Source organism: Streptomyces sp. NPDC048257 (genome assembly GCF_043201855.1).
In the GTDB taxonomy this organism is placed as follows: Bacteria; Actinomycetota; Actinomycetes; order Streptomycetales; family Streptomycetaceae; genus Streptomyces.
The window spans coordinates 1-18730 of the sequence record NZ_JBICZI010000023.1 but is presented as its reverse complement, the minus strand read 5'-3'; the positions used below and the strand labels follow the sequence as shown (position 1 = coordinate 18730).

The 18730-nt window shown below is 72.0% G+C and carries 18 protein-coding genes; 4 read left to right on the top strand and 14 right to left on the bottom strand.

Translation table 11 applies throughout. The features are described 5' to 3' along the window. Window positions 1-62 precede the first annotated feature (62 nt). A complete protein-coding gene (locus ACGFZK_RS30415) occupies window positions 63-1133 on the bottom strand; it encodes a saccharopine dehydrogenase NADP-binding domain-containing protein (RefSeq protein ID WP_393852067.1) in 1071 nt (356 codons plus the stop codon). 107 nt (window positions 1134-1240) lie between these two features. Between ACGFZK_RS30415 and ACGFZK_RS30410 the strand changes: the two genes are divergently transcribed. After that, complete coding sequence (locus ACGFZK_RS30410; protein WP_393852066.1) at window positions 1241-2218, top strand: GlxA family transcriptional regulator; 978 nt, start codon at window positions 1241-1243, stop codon at window positions 2216-2218. Window positions 2219-2335: 117 nt separating this feature from the next. Here the strand turns inward: ACGFZK_RS30410 and ACGFZK_RS30405 are convergent, their stop codons facing one another. The 5 genes from ACGFZK_RS30405 to ACGFZK_RS30385 form a co-directional block, all read right to left on the bottom strand. Continuing rightward, window positions 2336-4003 carry a uroporphyrinogen-III synthase gene (locus ACGFZK_RS30405; protein WP_393852065.1) on the bottom strand — a complete coding sequence of 556 codons (1668 nt, stop codon included), beginning with the start codon at window positions 4001-4003 and terminating at the stop codon, window positions 2336-2338. Then, a complete protein-coding gene (gene hemC, locus ACGFZK_RS30400; RefSeq protein WP_393852064.1) occupies window positions 4000-4968 on the bottom strand; it encodes a hydroxymethylbilane synthase in 969 nt (322 codons plus the stop codon). The genes ACGFZK_RS30405 and hemC overlap by 4 nt, the downstream gene beginning before the upstream one ends. After that, window positions 4965-6680 (bottom strand): glutamyl-tRNA reductase, encoded by a 1716-nt coding sequence (locus ACGFZK_RS30395; RefSeq protein ID WP_393852063.1) that lies wholly within the window; start codon window positions 6678-6680, stop codon window positions 4965-4967. Before ACGFZK_RS30395 ends, hemC begins: the two co-directional genes overlap by 4 nt. Further along, a complete protein-coding gene (locus ACGFZK_RS30390; protein WP_393852062.1) occupies window positions 6677-7483 on the bottom strand; it encodes a redox-sensing transcriptional repressor Rex in 807 nt (268 codons plus the stop codon). Before ACGFZK_RS30390 ends, ACGFZK_RS30395 begins: the two co-directional genes overlap by 4 nt. A gap of 273 nt (window positions 7484-7756) precedes the next feature. After that, a complete protein-coding gene (locus tag ACGFZK_RS30385) occupies window positions 7757-8035 on the bottom strand; it encodes a glutaredoxin family protein (protein WP_351302573.1) in 279 nt (92 codons plus the stop codon). A gap of 106 nt (window positions 8036-8141) precedes the next feature. On the opposite strand from ACGFZK_RS30385, the gene ACGFZK_RS30380 reads away from it, so the two are divergent. From ACGFZK_RS30380 to ACGFZK_RS30370, 3 genes are all read left to right on the top strand, one after another. Next, window positions 8142-9116, top strand: a complete 975-nt coding sequence (locus ACGFZK_RS30380; RefSeq protein ID WP_393852061.1) for an HAD family hydrolase — start codon at window positions 8142-8144, stop codon at window positions 9114-9116. 360 nt (window positions 9117-9476) lie between these two features. Continuing rightward, a complete protein-coding gene (locus ACGFZK_RS30375; RefSeq protein ID WP_393852060.1) occupies window positions 9477-10292 on the top strand; it encodes an ECF subfamily RNA polymerase sigma factor, BldN family in 816 nt (271 codons plus the stop codon). A gap of 228 nt (window positions 10293-10520) precedes the next feature. Then, window positions 10521-11726 carry a DUF5667 domain-containing protein gene (locus ACGFZK_RS30370; protein ID WP_393852059.1) on the top strand — a complete coding sequence of 402 codons (1206 nt, stop codon included), beginning with the start codon at window positions 10521-10523 and terminating at the stop codon, window positions 11724-11726. Window positions 11727-11786: 60 nt separating this feature from the next. On the opposite strand, the gene ACGFZK_RS30365 is transcribed toward ACGFZK_RS30370, so the two are convergent. The 8 genes from ACGFZK_RS30365 to ACGFZK_RS30330 form a co-directional block, all read right to left on the bottom strand. Then, complete coding sequence (locus ACGFZK_RS30365; protein ID WP_393852058.1) at window positions 11787-12779, bottom strand: lysophospholipid acyltransferase family protein; 993 nt, start codon at window positions 12777-12779, stop codon at window positions 11787-11789. Continuing rightward, a complete protein-coding gene (locus ACGFZK_RS30360; RefSeq protein ID WP_393852057.1) occupies window positions 12779-13876 on the bottom strand; it encodes an NAD-dependent epimerase/dehydratase family protein in 1098 nt (365 codons plus the stop codon). The genes ACGFZK_RS30365 and ACGFZK_RS30360 overlap by 1 nt, the downstream gene beginning before the upstream one ends. Window positions 13877-13971: 95 nt before the next feature. Continuing rightward, complete coding sequence (locus tag ACGFZK_RS30355; protein WP_003948845.1) at window positions 13972-14070, bottom strand: 30S ribosomal protein bS22; 99 nt, start codon at window positions 14068-14070, stop codon at window positions 13972-13974. A 142-nt stretch (window positions 14071-14212) separates the two neighbouring features. After that, window positions 14213-14422, bottom strand: a complete 210-nt coding sequence (locus tag ACGFZK_RS30350) for a helix-turn-helix domain-containing protein (RefSeq protein ID WP_008738568.1) — start codon at window positions 14420-14422, stop codon at window positions 14213-14215. Window positions 14423-14536: 114 nt separating this feature from the next. Then, window positions 14537-15367, bottom strand: a complete 831-nt coding sequence (locus tag ACGFZK_RS30345) for a phosphatase (protein ID WP_393852147.1) — start codon at window positions 15365-15367, stop codon at window positions 14537-14539. Between the two features lie 92 nt (window positions 15368-15459). Continuing rightward, window positions 15460-16608 (bottom strand): acetoin utilization protein AcuC, encoded by a 1149-nt coding sequence (locus tag ACGFZK_RS30340; protein ID WP_393852146.1) that lies wholly within the window; start codon window positions 16606-16608, stop codon window positions 15460-15462. Further along, window positions 16580-17806: an MFS transporter gene (locus ACGFZK_RS30335; RefSeq protein ID WP_393852056.1), complete on the bottom strand. Its 1227-nt coding sequence runs from the start codon at window positions 17804-17806 to the stop codon at window positions 16580-16582. Before ACGFZK_RS30335 ends, ACGFZK_RS30340 begins: the two co-directional genes overlap by 29 nt. A gap of 43 nt (window positions 17807-17849) precedes the next feature. Beyond that, window positions 17850-18515 (bottom strand): HAD family hydrolase, encoded by a 666-nt coding sequence (locus ACGFZK_RS30330; protein WP_393852055.1) that lies wholly within the window; start codon window positions 18513-18515, stop codon window positions 17850-17852. Between the last annotated feature and the right edge of the window lie 215 nt (window positions 18516-18730).

Here is an 18730-nt window from a genome sequence, read left to right as displayed (position 1 = left end):
GGACCAGGGTAGAGCCCGGGCCCCCCGCTCCCGGGCTCCGCCCTGTCCGGACCGCCCGCCGGTCAGTGCGAGAGCTCCACCGACAGGTACGGGGCCAGCGCCCGCAGGAAGTCCGCCGCGTCGAACATCGCGGCGGCCGAGGCCACCCCCGTCGTCCGGGTGCGCCCCGACAGCAGGCGCTCGACGGCCTCCACCGCCAGCGGCGCCGTGACCGCGTAGATGTCCCGGCCCCGGGCCGTGGCGCGGCGTTCGACGCCGCCCGCGCGCACCAGGACGTCGACGACGAAGGTCTGGTCCGACCGCCCGAGGTCGTCGACCGGCTCCGGCGCCGGTGTGTCCGCCCCGGCCAGGTCCCGCGCTGCCTCCACGGCCATGTAGGTGCGCACCTCCGGCACGTCCACGTGGCTGGGCACGGTGACGACGTCGGCCATGGTGAACTCCGCGATCACCCTCCGCCGGCCCAGCGGCTCGGGGAAGTTCCACTCCTGCTCCACCGGCCGGTCCTCGTGGTACTGCAGGGCGCCCTCCGTGAACCGCACCCGACGGCCCGCGCGGCGCTCGTGCGACACCGCGCCGGCCACCCGGGTGCCCGGCGTGGGCCGCCAGCCGCTCAGCCCGTACGCGACGTGCACCTCGTCCGCCGCCGTCCACTCCCCCATGGCCGCGCTCACCAGCAGGTCGCCCAGGCCCCCGTAGAAGGCCATGGCCGGCACCACGGGCACCTCCGCCTTGCGGGCCGCTTCCGCGCGGTCGGCGAACATCGCCGCGTTCGCCTCGATCTCCGCCGCGACGTCGACGTACGGGATCCCCGCGCGCAGCGCCGCCTCGACGACCGGGCCGCCGGTCACCGCGAACGGCCCGGCGGCGTTGACGACCGCCGCCGCTCCGGCGAGGGCCCGGTCCAGCGAGGCCGGGTCGTCCACGGTGGCCGGGCGGACGAGGGCGTCCGCGCCGCCCTCGGCCGCCAGCGCCTCCAACCGGGCCGCGTTGCGGCCGGAGACGACGGTGGCGATGCCGCGCCTGCGCAGCTCGGCGACGACGAAACGACCGGTGTGTCCCGTCGCCCCGTAGACCACCACTGCGCCCGTCGCACCCGTCGTACCCGTCGTACCCGTCGTACCCGTCGTGCTCATCGCTCTCCCCGTCCGCCACGTGCCCATCGCCTCGATGAACCCAGTCTCGGGGCGGGCGGGACCCGACCGTGATGGTCCGGAACGACACCACCCGTACAGTTTCGGACATGCCCATGCCCATGCCCACGCCCAGGCCCAGGCCCACCGTCGCCCTAGCGGCCGCCGGGCGCATGCTGCACTTCGAGCTGGCGGTGGCCCACGAGATCTTCGGCAATCCCCCGCTCGACGCCCCGCAGGGCTGGTACGACGTCCTGCTCTGCGGCCCCGGCCCGGTGCGCGTCGGCCCGTTCACCGTCGAGCCCGACCACGGGCTGGAGCACCTCGCCCGGGCCGGCACCGTGATCGTGCCCGCGTGCGCCGACGTGGACGAACCCCCGCCGCCCGAGCTGGTCGACGCCGTACGCGCGGCCCACGAGGCGGGAGCCCGGGTCGCCTCCCTGTGCACCGGGGCCTTCGTGCTGGGCGCCGCGGGCCTGCTGGACGGCCGGCGGGCCACCACCCACTGGGCGCACGCCGCGGAGCTGAGCGCACGGCACCCGCGGGCCGAGGTCGACCCGGACGTGCTCTACACCGACAACGGCAGCGTGCTCACGGCCGCGGGCAAGGCCGCCGCCGTGGACCTGTGCCTGCACCTGATCCACCTCGACCACGGCGCCGCCGTCGCCAACGCCATCGCCCGCCGCCTGGTCATGGCCCCGCACCGGCCCGGCGGTCAGGCCCAGTTCGTGTCCACCCCGGTGCAGGCCACGGGCGACCACCAGCTCGCGGACCTGCTCGCCTGGGCCCAGCAGCGCCTCGACCGGCCGCTGACCGTCACCGACATGGCCCGCAGGGCCAGTACGAGCCCGCGCCACCTCGGGCGGCAGTTCCGGGCGGTCACCGGCCAGACCCCGCTGCAGTGGCTGCTGACCCAGCGCGTGCGCCGCGCCCAGGAGTTGCTGGAGGCCACCGACGAGACCGTCGAGGCGGTCGCCGTCGCCACCGGCATGGGCACCGCCACGACCCTGCGGCGCCAGTTCAAGCGGCTCGTGGGCGTCCCGCCCGACACCTACCGCCGTACGTTCCGCACCGCGAACCCGGCCTAAGGGCTGTCCTGCCGATCAGGCCGGGGCCTGGCGGGTGCCAGCCCGGATACGCGAGAGGGGCCCGGGCGCTCATCGCACCCGGGCCCCTCTCCCACCGGCCGTTCCGGCCTAAGCCACTCACGTCGTACGACGACGACGCGCCCCCGGCCGTCGCTCGCTCGGCCGGAACACCGCCTCGCCGGCCTCCTTGGCCGCCTCGCGGCGCGCGGCACCGTACTCGGCCAAAGCCTCCGCCAGCTTGCTCACGCTGGGCTCCGGGGACAGTACGTCCACGCGCAGCCCGTGCTCCTCCGCCGTCTTGGCCGTCGCCGGCCCGATACAGGCGATGACGGTCACGTTGTGCGGCTTCCCGGCGATGCCCACCAGGTTGCGCACGGTGCTCGACGACGTGAAGAGAACGGCGTCGAAGCCGCCGCCCTTGATCGCCTCGCGCGTGTCCGCCGGCGGCGGCGACGCGCGCACCGTCCGGTAGGCGGTGACGTCGTCGACCTCCCACCCGAGCTCGATCAGCCCGGCGACCAGCGTCTCGGTCGCGATGTCGGCCCGCGGCAGGAAGACGCGGTCGATCGGGTCGAAGACCGGGTCGTACGGCGGCCAGTCCTCCAGCAGCCCGGCCGCGGACTGCTCACCGCTGGGCACCAGGTCCGGCTTGACGCCGAACTCCACGAGCGCGGCGGCGGTCTGCTCGCCCACCGCGGCGACCTTGATGCCCGCGAAGGCGCGCGCGTCGAGCCCGTACTCCTCGAACTTCTCGCGGACGGCCTTCACGGCGTTGACCGAGGTGAAGGCGATCCACTCGTAGCGGCCCGTCACCAGGCCCTTCACCGCACGCTCCATCTGCTGCGGGGTGCGCGGCGGTTCCACGGCGATGGTCGGCACCTCGTGGGGCACCGCACCGTACGAACGCAGCTGGTCGGAGAGCGAGGCGGCCTGCTCCTTGGTGCGGGGTACGAGGACCCGCCAGCCGAACAGCGGCTTGGACTCGAACCAGGACAGGTCCTCGCGCCGCGCGGCGGCGCTGTGCTCACCGACCACGGCTATGACGGACCGGGCGCCCTCGGGCGAGGGGAGCACCTTGCCCTGCTTGAACACCTGGGCGATCGTGCCCAGCGTCGCGCACCAGGTCCGCTGCCGCGTGGTGGTACCGGCGACGGTCACGGTCAGCGGGGTGTCGGGCTTGCGCCCGGCGCCCACCAGCTCGGCGGCGGCCGCCGAGACGGTCTCCAGCGTCGCGGAGACGACGAGGATGCCGTCGCTCGTGCCCGCCTCGCTCCAGCAGCGCGGCGAGGCGGTCCTCGCGTCGACGAACCGCACGTCCGTGCCCTGCTTGTCGCGCAGCGGGACACCTGCGTACGCGGGCACGCCCACCGCGGTCGCGACACCGGGCACCACCTCGAAGGGGATGCCGGCGCTCGCGCAGACGAGCATCTCCTCGGCGGCGTTGCCGTCGAGCCCGGGGTCGCCCGTGACGGCACGCACGACCCGCCTGCCGGAGCGTGCGGCCTCCATGACAAGATTGGCCGCGTCCCGGATCACCGGGACCCCGGCGGCTGCTGACACTTCGTCAGCAACCGTCAGCTGCGGCGTGTCGACATTCGCGCGCGCATGCGTCCGTACGACCTCGAGCACCTCGGGCTCCGCGATCAGTACGTCCGCGGCGGCGAGCGCCTCGACGGCGCGCAGCGTCAGCAGACCCGGGTCGCCCGGGCCGGCACCGAGGAAGGTGACGCGTCCGTGGGCGGCGACGGCCGGAATAGCGGAGGTGGTCGGAATTGAGGGGTTCAAAGCGATCGCTCCCCCATCAGACCGGCCGCGCCCTTGGCCAGCATCTCGTCCGCGAGTTCGCGGCCGAGCGCCATGGCCTCGTCGTACGACTGGGGCACGGGACCGGTGGTGGACAGCTGCACCAGCGTCGAGCCGTCGAGGGTTCCGACGACGCCGCGCAGGCGCATTTCATTGACAATCTCCCCGTCCGCCAGCAGGTCGGCGAACGCGCCCACGGGTGCGCTGCAGCCTGCCTCCAGGGCGGCGAGCAGGGAACGCTCGGCCGTCACGGCGGCCCGGGTGCGCGGGTCGTCGAGTTCGCCGAGCGCGGCGACGAGGTCCGTGTCGGACGCGAGGCACTCCACGGCGAGGGCACCCTGGCCGGGAGCCGGCAGGACACTGTCGACGGACAGCAGGTCGGTCGCCTCGTCACCGCGCCCGATCCGGTTCAGGCCGGCGGCCGCCAGGACGACGGCATCGAGCTCACCGTCACGGACGAAGCCGATCCGGGTGTCGACGTTGCCGCGGATCGGCACCGTCTCGATCCGCTTGCCGAGCGACAGCGCCAGGTGGTTGAGCTGGGCGGTGCGCCGCGGCGACCCGGTACCGATCCGGGCACCGTCGGGCAGCTCCTCGAAGGTCAGGCCGTCCCGGGCGACCAGCGCGTCCCGCGCGTCCTCGCGGCGCGGCATGGCCGCGATCACGAGGTCGTCGGGCTGCGCGGTCGGCAGGTCCTTCAGCGAGTGCACCGCGAAGTCGACCTCGCCGCGCAGCAGTGCGTCGCGCAGGGCGGTGACGAACACGCCCGTCCCGCCGATCTGCGAGAGGTGCTCGCGCGAGACGTCGCCGTAGGTCGTGATCTCCACGAGCTCGACGGCCCGGCCGGTGATGGCCCGTACCGCGTCGGCGACGTGCCCCGACTGGGACATGGCCAGCTTGCTCCGCCGCGTACCGAGCCGCAGCGGCTGGTCGGGACGTGTGTTCATGATGCCCGTCCTGGGTCGTCGTCGTTCATCGGATCGGCCGCGTCCGCCCGGCTGACGGAAGCAACCGTCTGAGGGTCGAGGTCGAAGAGTTCGCGCAGTGCGTCCGCGTACCCGGCGCCGCCGGGCTCGCTCGCGAGCTGCTTGACGCGCACGGTCGGCGCGTGGAGGAGCTTGTCCACGACGCGGCGCACGGTCTGGGTGACCTCGGCACGCTGCCGTTCGTCGAGGTCGGGCACGCGCCCGTCGAGCCGCGCCACTTCCATGGCCACGACCTCGGCCGCCATGGCCCGCAGAGCCACGACGGTGGGCGTGATGTGGGCGGCCCGCTGCGCCGCCCCGAAGGCCGCCACTTCCTGGGCGACTATCCGGCGTACGGCGTCGACGTCGGCCGCCATCGGGGCGTCGGCGGACGCCTCGGCGAGCGACTCGATGTCCACGAGCCGGACGCCCGGGATCCGGTGCACGGCCGCGTCGATGTCCCTGGGCATGGCCAGGTCGAGCAGCGCGAGCCGGACGGTGGCCGCGTGGGCGTGCGTACGGGTGCTCCTGCGGGGCTGCCGCTGTGCCGCGGCCTCGCCCTGGTCGGCCCAGGTGCCGTGCAGCTCGAGGGAGTTGGCGTCGACCCCGGTCAGCGCGGACCGTCCGTCGGGCCCCACGGGGCACCCGTCGGCCTCGACGGGAGCACTGATGGTCCGAGCGGCCCCGGCGTCAGCCAAACGCCTCCCGCCTTCGGCAGCGGCCGCAAGACGAGCCACGACATCGGCCAATTCCAGCCCCGCCGGCGTTTGAGGCGCGGGGGTCCGGGGGCGGAGCCCCTGGGAGGCCCGGGGCGCAGCCCCGGCCTCGTCCCGCTCCGCCGGCGCGAGTCCACCGGCGCCCCAGGACACGGCGCTGAGCACGTCGTCGGCGCTCAGCACGAGCCCCGTCGCACCGGTGCAGGACACCACCACGTCGACTCGTGTCAGCTCATCGGCGACCCGGGCCATCGGCACGGCCACGGCCGAGACCCCGGTGCCCGAGGCAACCAGAATCTCCGCGAGCCGGTCCGCCCGGTCGGCGGTCCGGTTCGCCACGACGATCTCGGCGACACCGACCCGCGCCAGCGTCGCCGCCGCCAGCGAGGACATGGACCCGGCACCGATGACCAGCGCCCGCTTGCCGGCGGCCCACTCGTCGACCGGCGTCCCCACCGCGAGCTGCTCCAGCCCGAAAGTCACCAGCGACTGCCCGGCCCGGTCGATCCCGGTCTCCGAGTGCGCCCGCTTGCCGACCCGCAGGGCCTGCTGGAACAGGTCGTTGATCAGCCGGCCGGCGGTGTGCAGCTCCTGGCCCAGCGCCAGCGCGTCCTTGATCTGGCCGAGGATCTGCCCCTCGCCCACGACCATCGAGTCCAGCCCGCACGCCACCGAGAACAGGTGGTGCACCGCCCGGTCCTCGTAGTGCACGTACAGGTACGGAGTGAGCTCCTCCAGCGCGACGCTGCTGTGCTGCGCGAGCAGCGTGGACAGCTCGGCGACGCCGGCGTGGAACTTGTCCACGTCCGCGTACAGCTCGATCCGGTTGCAGGTGGCGAGCACGGTCGCCTCGGTCGCCGGTTCGGCGGCCAGGGTGTCGTGCAGCAGCTTCACCTTGGCATCGGCGGACAGCGAGGCACGTTCCAGCACGCTCACGGGTGCGCTGCGGTGGCTCAGTCCCACGACGAGCAGGCTCATGCCGGCATCACCGCCGGCACGTCACCCTCGGGGCCGCCCTTGCGCGTCTCGGCGGTGGTCCGCCCGGCCGGCGGCACCACGGCCGCGGCGGGGGCGGCGCCGCCCACGGAGGAGCCGCCGGCGGCAGCGGCGGCCGCTTCCTCACCGGCCTTGCGCTGCTCGTGGAAGGCGAGGATCTGGAGCTCGATGGAGAGGTCGACCTTGCGCACGTCCACGCCCTCGGGCACGGACAGCACGGTGGGCGCGAAGTTCAGGATGGAGGTGACACCGGCCGCGATCAGCCGCTCGCTGACCTGCTGGGCGGCGCCGGCGGGCGTGGCGATGACACCGATCGAGACGCCGTTCTCCGAGATGATCTTCTCCAGATCATCGGTGTGCTGCACGGACATGCCCGCGACCGGCTTGCCGGCCATCGCCGGGTCCGCGTCGATGAGGGCCGCCACGCGGAAGCCGCGCGCGGAGAAGCCGCCGTAGTTGGCGAGCGCGGCGCCGAGGTTGCCGATGCCGACGATGACGACCGGCCAGTCCTGGGTCAGGCCGAGCTCGCGGGAGATCTGGTAGACGAGGTACTCGACGTCGTAGCCGACGCCGCGGGTCCCGTAGGAGCCCAGGTACGAGAAGTCCTTGCGCAGCTTCGCGGAGTTGACTCCGGCGGCGGCCGCGAGCTCCTCGGAGGACACCGTGGGCACCGATCGCTCGGAGAGCGCGGTGAGGGCACGCAAGTACAGCGGAAGCCGGGCGACAGTGGCCTCGGGAATACCTCGGCTGCGGGTCGCCGGTCGGTGAGTTCGGCCAGTTGCCACGATGCTCCTGCGGGATGAGCGGGGCTGCAGGCGGCCACTTGTCCCAGGACCGCCCCGTCGACAGCAGGCTATGCCTTTGTGAACGCGTGCACAAAGATTGTGTCCGATTTGTCCGAGCAAAGTGACCGGGGTCACGCGACTCCGGCATGGAGAGCCGGAACCGATGGGACGCCGAACCCGTTCAAATCCCAAAGGGGGCAAAACCGTGCACTCTCCTCACAGATACGCCCCCGAGACCCCATAAATCGCCCATGATGGTAACCGGGAAGAGGGTCAGGCCTCCAACGCCCGCCGGAGCCGGTCAGGGTTCACCCTCCAGAAGGTGTGCTGCTCGCCGTCCACGAGCACGACCGGAATCTGCTCCCAGTGCAGCCGGTAGAGCTCCTCGTCCTGTGAGATGTCCTTCTTCTCCCACTGTGCACCCGTCTCGGCGCACACCTTCGCCACCACCTCCTCCGCCTCGTCGCACAGGTGGCACCCCGGCTTCCCGATGAGCGTCACCATCCGCTCGCCGGGACGCTTCTTTTCCTTACGGCGCAACAAAGGGCTCATGCCGCCATTCTCCCGCGCCCCCGCGTAACAGGAGCGCCCCGAAGAGTTCACGCCTCCGCATCCCATCGGTTCGGGAACTCCCGAACACAGTGGCTATGCTCGCGTCATGGCCGCTCTCGGATGGCTCCCCCCTCGTCGGCGCTCCGCCACCGCACGCAGCGTGCTGGCGGGCGAGGCCTCGGCCGAGGCCGCCCGCAAGTCCGCTCTGGCCGAGGTCCCACCGCTCACCGAACCGGAAACGGAACCGGCAGCCCTGGCCGAAGAGGGCCCGGAGGAGATCGCGCACGAGCCCGCCTTCCCGGTCGCCGGCGACGATCTGGCCGCCGCCTTCTTCGACCTCGACAACACCGTCATGCAGGGCGCCGCGATCTTCCACTTCGGCCGCGGCCTCTACAAGCGCGAGTTCTTCCGGCGCCGCGAACTCGCCCGCTTCGCCTGGCAGCAGGCCTGGTTCCGGCTCGCCGGTGTCGAGGACCCCGAGCACATGCAGGACGCCCGCGACAGCGCCCTGTCCATCGTCAAGGGCCACAAGGTCTCCGAACTGATGGCCATCGGCGAGGAGATCTACGACGAGTACATGGCCGAGCGGATCTGGCCGGGCACCCGCGCCCTGGCCCAGGCCCACCTCGACGCCGGTCAGAAGGTGTGGCTGGTGACGGCCGCCCCCGTGGAGACGGCCACGATCATCGCCCGCCGCCTCGGCCTGACCGGGGCCCTGGGCACCGTCGCCGAATCCGTCGACGGGATCTACACCGGCCGCCTGGTCGGCGAGCCGCTGCACGGCCCCGCGAAGGCCGAGGCGGTCCGCGCCCTGGCGGCCGCCGAGGGGCTGGACCTCGAACGCTGCGCCGCGTACAGCGATTCGCACAACGACATCCCGATGCTGTCACTGGTCGGACATCCGTACGCGATCAATCCCGACACAAAACTGCGCAAGCATGCCCGGACCAACGACTGGCGGCTGCGCGACTATCGGACCGGCCGCAAGGCCGTGAAGGTCGGCGTCCCGGCGGCCGCCGGCGTCGGCGCGATCGCGGGCGGCGCCGCCGCCGCCATCGCCCTGCACCGCCGCCGGAAGTAACAACACCAGGCCCGGGGCCCGCGCACCCCGGACCCGCCGGGACCACGACCCGGCCACGGCATTCGCTCACCTCTACCCGCGCCCGCGGCGCGGCACTCCGGCATGCCCGACTCGGTCGCGGGTCCCCCTGGAAGCGTCCATTCCGCGTCCCCAAGTGATCAGGAATCGATCACCATCTGCGACTGAATATGCCCTCGACACGCAACAGAAGTGTCGGAACCGGTGATTTGAGCAACTGGGTGTAGCGCTGCCTGTACGAAGCGTTATTCTCCTCAAACGCATGCCACCCGGCCATCTGTCGCCACGACGGATGAACGGTCCCGCACTGCACGTGATGGAAGCTCTGCCTCTGGGAGTCCCGTGTACCCACCTGTCGGGGTTGACGCCTCGGGCCTGGCTCAGCTGCGCGCAACGGTCCTCGACCACCTGCGCGGCTTCGTCCCCACCGCCGCGTACGCCGTCCCCGCCTTCGCCGCCGCGGTCCCTGCCGGCCTCGGCCCGGCCGGTCCTTGCTATGCCCTGACCGACGGCGGCGCGACGGTGGGCAGACGAGGTCGAGCCGCCGGCGGCTCGAACGCCGCCGGCACCGGCACCCAGGCCACCCACCGCCGCCCCACGGCGGACAGCGACCAGGCCCGCATGATGGACCTGGTCGAACGCGCCCAGGCGGGCGAGGCCGAGGCCTTCGGCCGCCTCTACGACCAGTACAGCGACACGGTCTACCGGTACATCTACTACCGCGTCGGCGGTAAGGCGACCGCGGAGGACCTCACCAGCGAGACGTTCCTGCGCGCCCTGCGCCGGATCTCCACCTTCACCTGGCAGGGCCGCGACTTCGGCGCCTGGCTCGTGACGATCGCCCGGAACCTGGTGGCGGACCACTTCAAGTCCAGCCGCTTCCGGCTGGAGGTCACCACCGGCGAGATGCTCGACGCGAACGAGGTCGAGCGCAGCCCCGAGGACTCCGTCCTGGAGTCCCTCTCCAACGCGGCCCTCCTGGAGGCCGTCCGCAAGCTCAATCCACAGCAGCAGGAGTGCGTGACCCTGCGCTTCCTGCAGGGCCTCTCGGTCGCCGAGACGGCCCGGGTGATGGGGAAGAACGAGGGCGCCATCAAGACGCTCCAGTACCGGGCGGTCCGCACCCTGGCCCGCCTCCTCCCCGAAGACGCCCGCTGACCCTCCGACACCACACAACCTCACATTCGGTGACCCCTCGATGACGCTGTGGTCAGATCATCCTTCGTCCGTAACCCAAGTGCCGCGACGCTCGTTGTGCGGAATGCAGGCTCCCTGTGGACATGCTTTGCCCGAAGCCGCTCACTCGAAAGTGTGGATGTGCTCAAGGAAGGCAACCTTCCGGACACCTTGGGGAGTCGATCGTCATGACGAGAGGAGGTGCCGCCAGTGATCGCGAACGTGACCCCGCACCGGCGGGCGAACGCCTTCGCCCAGGCCCTGGAAGATCGGACCCCGTCCGACCTTTCGGAACCGGACTCGGCGGCCGAGCAGTCCGAGGCACCTGCCGAACCTGCCGACCACGACCGGCTGTTGGCCCTGGCGAGCGTGCTCGGCGAAAGAATGCCGCGCCCAGTGCTGGACCCCGAGGTCAAAGTGGTGCAACGAGCCCAGCTCATTGCCGCCATGGAGACCATGGTGCTGGAGGAGAGGGCCGGGGGCAGTGCCGCATCGGACCCTCAGGTGCCCGAACAGCGGACCGGCCGCGGCGCCCACCGGGCGACCCCGCTCCGGAAATTGCGACCCCGCTCCCGCTGGTCCAAGGGCATCGCAGCGGGCGGCCTCACCGTGGGTGTGGCCGCAGGGGCCTTCAGCGGAGTGGCCGCTGCCAGTTCCGACGCCCTGCCCGGTGACCACCTCTACCCCGTGAAGCGGGGCATGGAGGACCTGAAGCTGGGGATGGCCGACGACGACGCGGACCGGGGCGAGCTCTATCTCGACCAGGCCTCGAACCGCCTGTCGGAAGCCCGCCGGCTGATGGAACGAGGCCGGTTGGGCACCCTGGACCACGAGTCCCTGGGCGCGATCCGCCGGGCACTGGCGGGCGTGAAGCACGACGCGGAGGCGGGCCACCGCCTCCTCCAGGCCGCGTACGAACGGGACGGCTCGCTCGGCCCGATCCAGAAGCTGTCGTCGTTCTCCCGCTCCCACCGCGACGCGTGGGGCAAGCTCCGCGAGAAGCTCCCGGCCCAGCTCACGGACGTGGGCGGTGAGGTGGAGTCGGTCTTCCAGGCCATAGACGATGACGTGGCTCCGCTCCAGCGCCTGCTCCCCAAGGCACCGGAGCAGCCCCGCGGCACCGGAGGCACCCCCGGCTCGTCCAGCAAGCCGGGCACCCCCAGCGGCACACAGCAGTCCGCCCCGGCCGCCGGCACACCGTCCGGCAGCCCCACGGCGCCGTCCCCCTCGGGCAGCTCTCGGCCTCCCGCCGGCGGCCTCCTCGGTGGTACGGGCGACCTGCTCAACCCGCCCGCGGGACAGTCGGCACCGCCCGTCTCGGGCCTGCCGGACGACCCCCAGCCGGACATCACCATCCCGCCCCTGCTCCCGGGGCTCCTCCCGGGCCTGGGCCTGGGCGCGGAGGACGCCGAGTAGCGAAAGGGCGGGGCTGCCTCGGCAGCCCCGCCCTTCCCCTCTGACCCGCCCGACGGCCGGTCAGAAGAACACGGACCGCCGCTGCACCAGCAGCTTGTAGAGCGTGTGCTGGATCTGCTCGCGCACCTGGTCCGTGAGGTTGAACATCAGCATCGGGTCCTCCGCCGCCTCCGCGGCATACCCGTCCGTCGCGATCGGCTCGCCGAACTGGATCGTCCACTTCGTCGGCAACGGCACCGCCCCGAGCGGCCCCAGCCACGGGAACGTCGGCGTGATCGGGAAGTACGGCACCCCCAGCAGCCGTGCCAGCGTCTTCGCGTTGCCGACCATGGGGTAGATCTCCTCCGCCCCCACGATCGAGCACGGCACGATCGGCGTCCCCGCCCGCAGCGCCGTCGACACGAACCCGCCCCGGCCGAACCGCTGCAGCTTGTACCGGTCCCCGAACGGCTTCCCTATCCCCTTGAAGCCCTCGGGCATCACCCCGACCAGCTCCCCGGCCTCCAGCAGCCGCTGCGCGTCCTCCGCGCACGCCAGGGTGTGCCCCGCCTTGCGGGCCAGCTCGTTGACCACCGGCAGCATGAACACCAGGTCCGCCGCCAGCAGCCGCAGGTGCCGCTCCGCCGGATGGCGGTCGTGCACGGCGACCTGGAGCATCAGCCCGTCCAGCGGCAGCGTCCCGGAGTGGTTCGCCACGATCAGCGCACCGCCCTCCGCCGGGATGTTCTCGATGCCCTTGACCTCGACCCGGAAGTACTTGTCGTACAGCGGCCGCATCAGGGACATCAGGACCTGGTCCGTCAGTTCCTTGTCGTAGCCGAAGTCGTCGACCTCGTAGTCCCCGGTGACCCGCCGCCGCAGGAACGCCAGCCCACCGGCGATCCGCCGGTCCCAGCTGTCACCGGGCACCGCCGGCGCGGCGGACTCGGGAGCGACCTCGGGAGCGGGCGGCGACTCCACCTCCGGATCGGGCGCGGACACCGCCCGCACCCGGCGGGGGATCCGCCGCCGCGGCCGGTCCTCGTCGAACGGAATGACCTTGGCGTCCGCCACTATCGCTTCGCTCCTTCAGCCGCGTGGGCCTCGTCCTTGTCGTCCTTGAGACCCTCTGCGAGACCGTCCGCGTTCAGCATGGCCGCCACCCGGTCCACGGCCCGCCCGACCCGCTCCGGCGGCAGCAGCCCGCTCCCCCGGCTCCGTGCGAAGTCCGCGAAGGTCTCGGCGGTCGTGTAGAGCGGTTCAAAGCCGAGTACCTCGCGCATCTGCGTGGTCTCCACGACCCGGCCGTGGGTGAGCAGCCTTATCTGCTCCGGCGAGAAGTCCGTGGCCCCGACCGCCCGCAGCGCGGAGCCCACCCAGTTCAACGCGGGCAGCAGCAGCGGCAGCGTCGGCCGCCCCAGCCGCCGCGAGCACTGCGACAGCAGCAGTACGCCGTCGCCCGCGATGTTGAAGGTCCCGCTGTTCAGGGTCCCGCGCCGGGGCTCCCGCGCCGCCAGCCGCAGCACTTCGAGCACATCGTCCTCGTGCACGAACTGCAGCCGCGGGTCGTACCCCAGCACGGTCGGCATCACCGGGATCGAGAAGTACTCGGCGAGCGCCGAATCCGCGAAGGGTCCCAGGATGTTCGCGAACCGCAGCACGCACACCGCGACGTCCGGCCGTCTGCGCGCGAAGCCCCGTACATAGCCCTCGACCTCGGCGGCGTCCTTCGCGAAGCCGCCCGCCGGCAGCGATTTCGGCTCCGTGGTCTCGGTGAAGACGGCCGGATCCCGCGGGGTGCCCCCGTAGACGCTGGTGCTCGACTTCACCACGAGCCGCCGTACCGTCGGTGACTTCTGGCAGGCCCCGAGGAGCTGCATGGTGCCGATGACGTTCGTTTCCTTGACGGTGCTGTGCGCGCCGCCCGTGCCCGCACTGCCCCCGGTGACCGCCAGATGGACCACCGTGTCCACGGCGTGCTCGGCCAGCACCCTGGCGATCGCCGACTGTCTGATGTCCGTACGGACGAACTCCGCCGATCCGAGCCGGTGCGGCGGTGTCACCGCGTCCACCGCGATCACCCGCTCGACGTCCGGGTCACGCTGGATCCGGCGCACGAAGCGGCCGCCCAACTGCCGGGCAGCCCCGGTGACGAGTACGACCTTCCCCACGAGCTCAGCGCCTCCCTAGAAGAAGTCCCCCGGCTGCACCGCAGCCCCTCCACCAGGATGGTGGAGGGGCTGCGGAGAACACGTACAGCTGCCGTTTACTTCTTGTTACGGCGCTGGACGCGGGTGCGCTTGAGCAGCTTGCGGTGCTTCTTCTTAGCCATCCGCTTGCGCCGCTTCTTGATAACAGAGCCCACGACTACCCTCGCTCACTTCTCTTCACTGGTGCGGGGCGTCTGGGCCCACACGACCTACGTCGGCCTAGCCTACCCGCCCGAGCTCTGAGCTTGTAATCCGAGCGCTTGCGACTCGTAGCCGGGGCTCTCCCGAGCCTCAGTCTCAGGCCGACTCCACCCCCACATAGGACTCTCGGAGGTACTCGTGAACCGCGTTCTCGGGGACCCGGAAGGACCGGCCCACCCGGATTGCGGGCAGATGACCGTTGTGCACCAGCCGGTACACGGTCATCTTCGACACTCGCATCACCGAGGCGACCTCCGCCACGGTCAGGAACTGAACCTCACTGAGAGGCCTCTCGCCAGCAGCCATGACACACCTTGACCTTCCGCGCATGACGGGCACCGGCTTCCCCTCCGGTTACTCCTCGTCGTCGCACGCTCACTCCCCAGAGTAGGGGCGCGTGATACGAGTGGGGAAGAGGAGCTACGGCCACTCCTGCCGACCCGTCAGACTCGCGCGGCCGAGGACGTAACGAGCCAGCGGCCGGTAGTAGTCCGCGCGCACCGCGTCATCCAGCGGAACGGCCACCGAGACCCGCCCCTCGGCCTCCCCGACGAACAGCGCGGGATCATCCGTATCCGCCAGCCCGATCGCCTCCACACCGAGCTGACCTGCACCGCAGACCCACCCGTGGTCCCCCACCACCAGCTCCGGCAGCGGCCCGCCGGCCTCCGCGAGAGCCCCCAGCGCCATCCGGACGGGCAGCGGCGAATGGGTGTGCACGCCGGTCGCACTCCCCGGCAGCCGCACGCCGGGTTCCCGCACCAGTGCGACCCCCCGTACGTATTCGATGCTGTACGTGCGTACGCCGAACCGCGTCGTCACGTCCACACCCACCCCCTGCGCCGGGGTGAGGACAACACATCCCGCCGCCGACAACGCCTCGGCCAAACCGGCGTAGAAGCCCAGGAGCCGATGCGGATGGCCCGTCCCGAACAACACCGGCGACCGCGCCCTCGCCGCCTCGCACAGCCGCCCCGCGAAGGCCTCCAGCGCGGCCACCGTCCGCTCCGGATCGATCACGTCCGGCCCGCTGACATGCGCCGGATCCGCCGAGACACCGCACTTGTCCGCCATCAGCCTCAGCAGATCACCCTCGCCCCAGCCCCACTCCGGATCCAGCCCCAGCATCACCCGCGGATCCCGCGCCGCGAACAGCCGGTAACTGCGCAGGCTCTCCTCCCGGGAAGTGGCGACGGGCCCGGCCAACCGGGCGGCCAGCAGATGCGCACGCAGCGCGCCGGTGCTCAACACCCTCCGATGCTGCCCCAACACATCTGGCGGGTCATCAATTCCACCGAACAGCCCCACAGTTGGCGTAACGATGCATCAGCGCAGCCACGCCGTCAGGTCAGCATGCCGCGCAGCGGATAGACCGCCCGGCGCGTGGCCAGAACGGCCTGATCCGTCCGGTCCGCCGGATCGTAACCCGCGTCCCAATCCGGCCACGACGGACTCCGCCCGTCCGTCATCCGGGCCGGCGCCAACTGCCGCGTCCGCGCGTACACCTCGTCCCGCCACGACGCCGGCACCGCCGTTTCGGGATCCACCGGCCGGTGCGCGGCGATCCCCACCAGGTGCGTCCACGACCGTGGTACGACGTCCACCACCGCGTACCCGCCGCCGCCCAGCGCCAGCCACTTCCCGTCCGCGTACTCGTGCGCGAGCCGGTGACAGGACTCCTGGACGGCGCGCTGGGCGTCCAGCGAGACCGCCAGGTGCGCGAGCGGGTCCTCGAAGTGCGTATCGGCCCCGTGCTGGGTCACCAGCACCTGCGGCCGGAAGTCCTCGAGCAGCTCCGGCACGACCGCGTGGAAGGCCCGCAGCCATCCCTCGTCACCGGTCCCGGCGGGCAGCGCGATGTTCACCGCCGACCCCTCCGCCCCCGGGCCGCCGGTCTCCTCGGGCCAGCCCGTCTGCGGGAACAGCGTCCGCGGATGCTCGTGCAGGGAGATGGTCAGCACCCGCGGGTCGTCCCAGAAGGCCGCCTGCACGCCGTCCCCGTGGTGCACGTCCACATCCACGTACGCGACCCGCTCGGCCCCCAGCTCCAGCAGCCGCGCCACGGCCAGCGACGCGTCGTTGTACACGCAGAAACCGGCCGCCCCGCCCGGCATGGCGTGGTGCAGCCCGCCGGCGAAGTTCACCGCGTGCTCGGCCTCCCCGCTCCACAGGGCCTCCGCGGCCGCCACGGACTGCCCGGCGATCAGCGCGGACGCCTCGTGCATCCCGTGGAAGGCCGGATCGTCCATGGTCCCCAGCCCGTACGACCCGTCCGCGGCCCCCGGGTCCGCGGACACCTCGCGCACCGCGGCGACGTAGTCCTCCCGGTGCACCAGCCTCAGCGTCGAATCCCCGGCCGCGGGCGCCGCCCGTACCTCCATCGCCCGGTCCAGCCCGAAGGCGCGCACCAGACCCATGGTCAGCGCCAGGCGCACCGGGTCCATCGGATGGCTCGGTCCGAAGTCATACCTCGTTACCGCCTCGTCCCACATCAACAGCCCGGTCACCGGCTCGCCGCTCATGCCGGACACCGTATCGGGCGCCCTCCGAGCCGAACGAGCGGGCTTGGAAGAGCGTCACCAGGACCAGCGCCATCGGCACCAGCATCGCGCCCCGGTAGCTCCAGGCATCGCCCACCGCCCCGACGAGCGGCGAGCCGATCAGGAAGCCGACGTAGTTGAAGATGTTGAGCCGCGCGACGGCCGTATCGGACGCCCCCGGGAACAGGCGCCCCGCGGCCGCGAAGGTCTGCGGCACGATCACGCACAGCCCGATCCCCAGCAGCGTGAAGCCGAGCATCCCCACCCACGCCCCCGGCGCCGCGGCCACCACCGCGAACCCGGCGGCGGCCACCAGCGTCCCGCCCCGCACCACGGCCGCCGCCCCGAAGCGCCGCACGCCCAGGTCCCCGGCGGCCCGCCCGAGGAGGGTGGTCACCATGTAGACGTTGTAGGGGACGGTCGCCATCTGCTCCGAGCTCCCGAGCACGTCCTGGAGGTACTTGGCACTCCAGTTCGCCACCGTCGAGTCCCCGATGTACGCGCACGCCATCACCAGGCACAGCGGCAGCAGCAGCTTGAACCCGCCGCTCCCCAGCCCCTTCTCGACGGCCTCCCCCCGGCCCGCCGCCCCGTCGACGTAGCGCCTGCTCCCCAGCAGCGCCAGCGGCAACAGCACGACCACGGCCGGCAGATAGCTCACGAAGAGGCTCAGCTCCCAGTGCGCCCCCGCCCACGCGGCCGACGCCCCCAGGATCCCGCCGAGGCTGTACGCGGCGTGGAAGCCGAGCATGATGCTGCGCCCGTACGCCCGCTGCAGGCTGACCCCGAGCATGTTCATCGAGGCGTCCAGCGCCCCCACCGACAGCCCGAACGCCCCCAGGGCCACCGCCACGTGCCACATCTGGCCGCCCGCTCCGACACCCAGCAGGGACAGCAGCACCAGCGGCTGCGCCCACCGCAGTACGAGGCTGGGCGCGACCCGCTTCACCAGGTGCTCGGTGGCCACGCTCGACGCCCCCGCGAGGACCGGCACGGCCGCGAGGAAGGCGGGCAGCAGGCCGTCGGATATCCCGTACCGGTCCTGGATGGCCGGGATCCGCGTCACGAGCAGCGCGAAGGCGACGCCTTGCACGAAGAAACTGAACCCCAGAGCGCCCCGGCCTCGCCGCAGCCGCACATCATCCGTCATGGCGGGTCAGCGTACGGCCACGGGCTACCCGTGGGTAGAGAGATCACATACCCAGTCCGGCCTCCAGCCCGAGCATCCCGGTGAGCTGCTTCATGTCCCCGAAGTGGCCGGTGGCCCCGGGGAGCCGGTCGGCGGGCAGCATCGCCGTGAACGCGTACACGTCCATGCCCGCGGCGACGGCGGCCTGGATGCCGAGCGGACTGTCCTCGACGACCACACAACGGGCCGGCTCCACGCCCATCTGCCGCGCCGCGTGCAGGTAGAGGTCGGGAGAGGGCTTCCCCTGACCCACGTCCTGCGCGCTGAAGATCCACTCTTCCTCGAACCACCCGTCGAGCCCGGCCACCCGGTGCCCGACCCGGATCCGGTCGTGACTCCCGGAGGAGGCCAGACAGTAGGCGACCCCTTGAGCGGTCAGCGCCCCCAGCACCTCCTCCACGCCGGGGACGGGCTTCAGGTCCTGCTCGAACGCGGCGACGGTCCGCGCGTGCAGCGTCTCGTCGAAGTCGGCCGGCAACTGCTGCCCGGTCCGCTCCTGGACGAGGTCGTGCACGCGGTGCACGGCGGACCCCATGTAGTCGCTGACCGACTCCTCATAGGTGGTCGGGTGCCCCAGCTCGGTCAGGTACCCGGCAAGGACGCTGTTGGCGAGCGGCTCGCTGTCCACCAGCACGCCGTCGTTGTCGAAGATGACGAGGTCATAGCCCATACCCCCACAGTACGAACTAAAGGGACGAAGAGCCCGTCTCGCCGGGCCGCCGACGACGCATCACCGGGCTGCTGCGGCCATTCGGACGACACCCCCACGGCGGGGGCCACCTATCTGGCCGTAAACGCAGAAAAGCCCCGCACCGAACCCGTAAAGGGCTGGTGCGGGGCTTCCGCAATAATTGTTCGGCGGCGTCCTACTCTCCCACAGGGTCC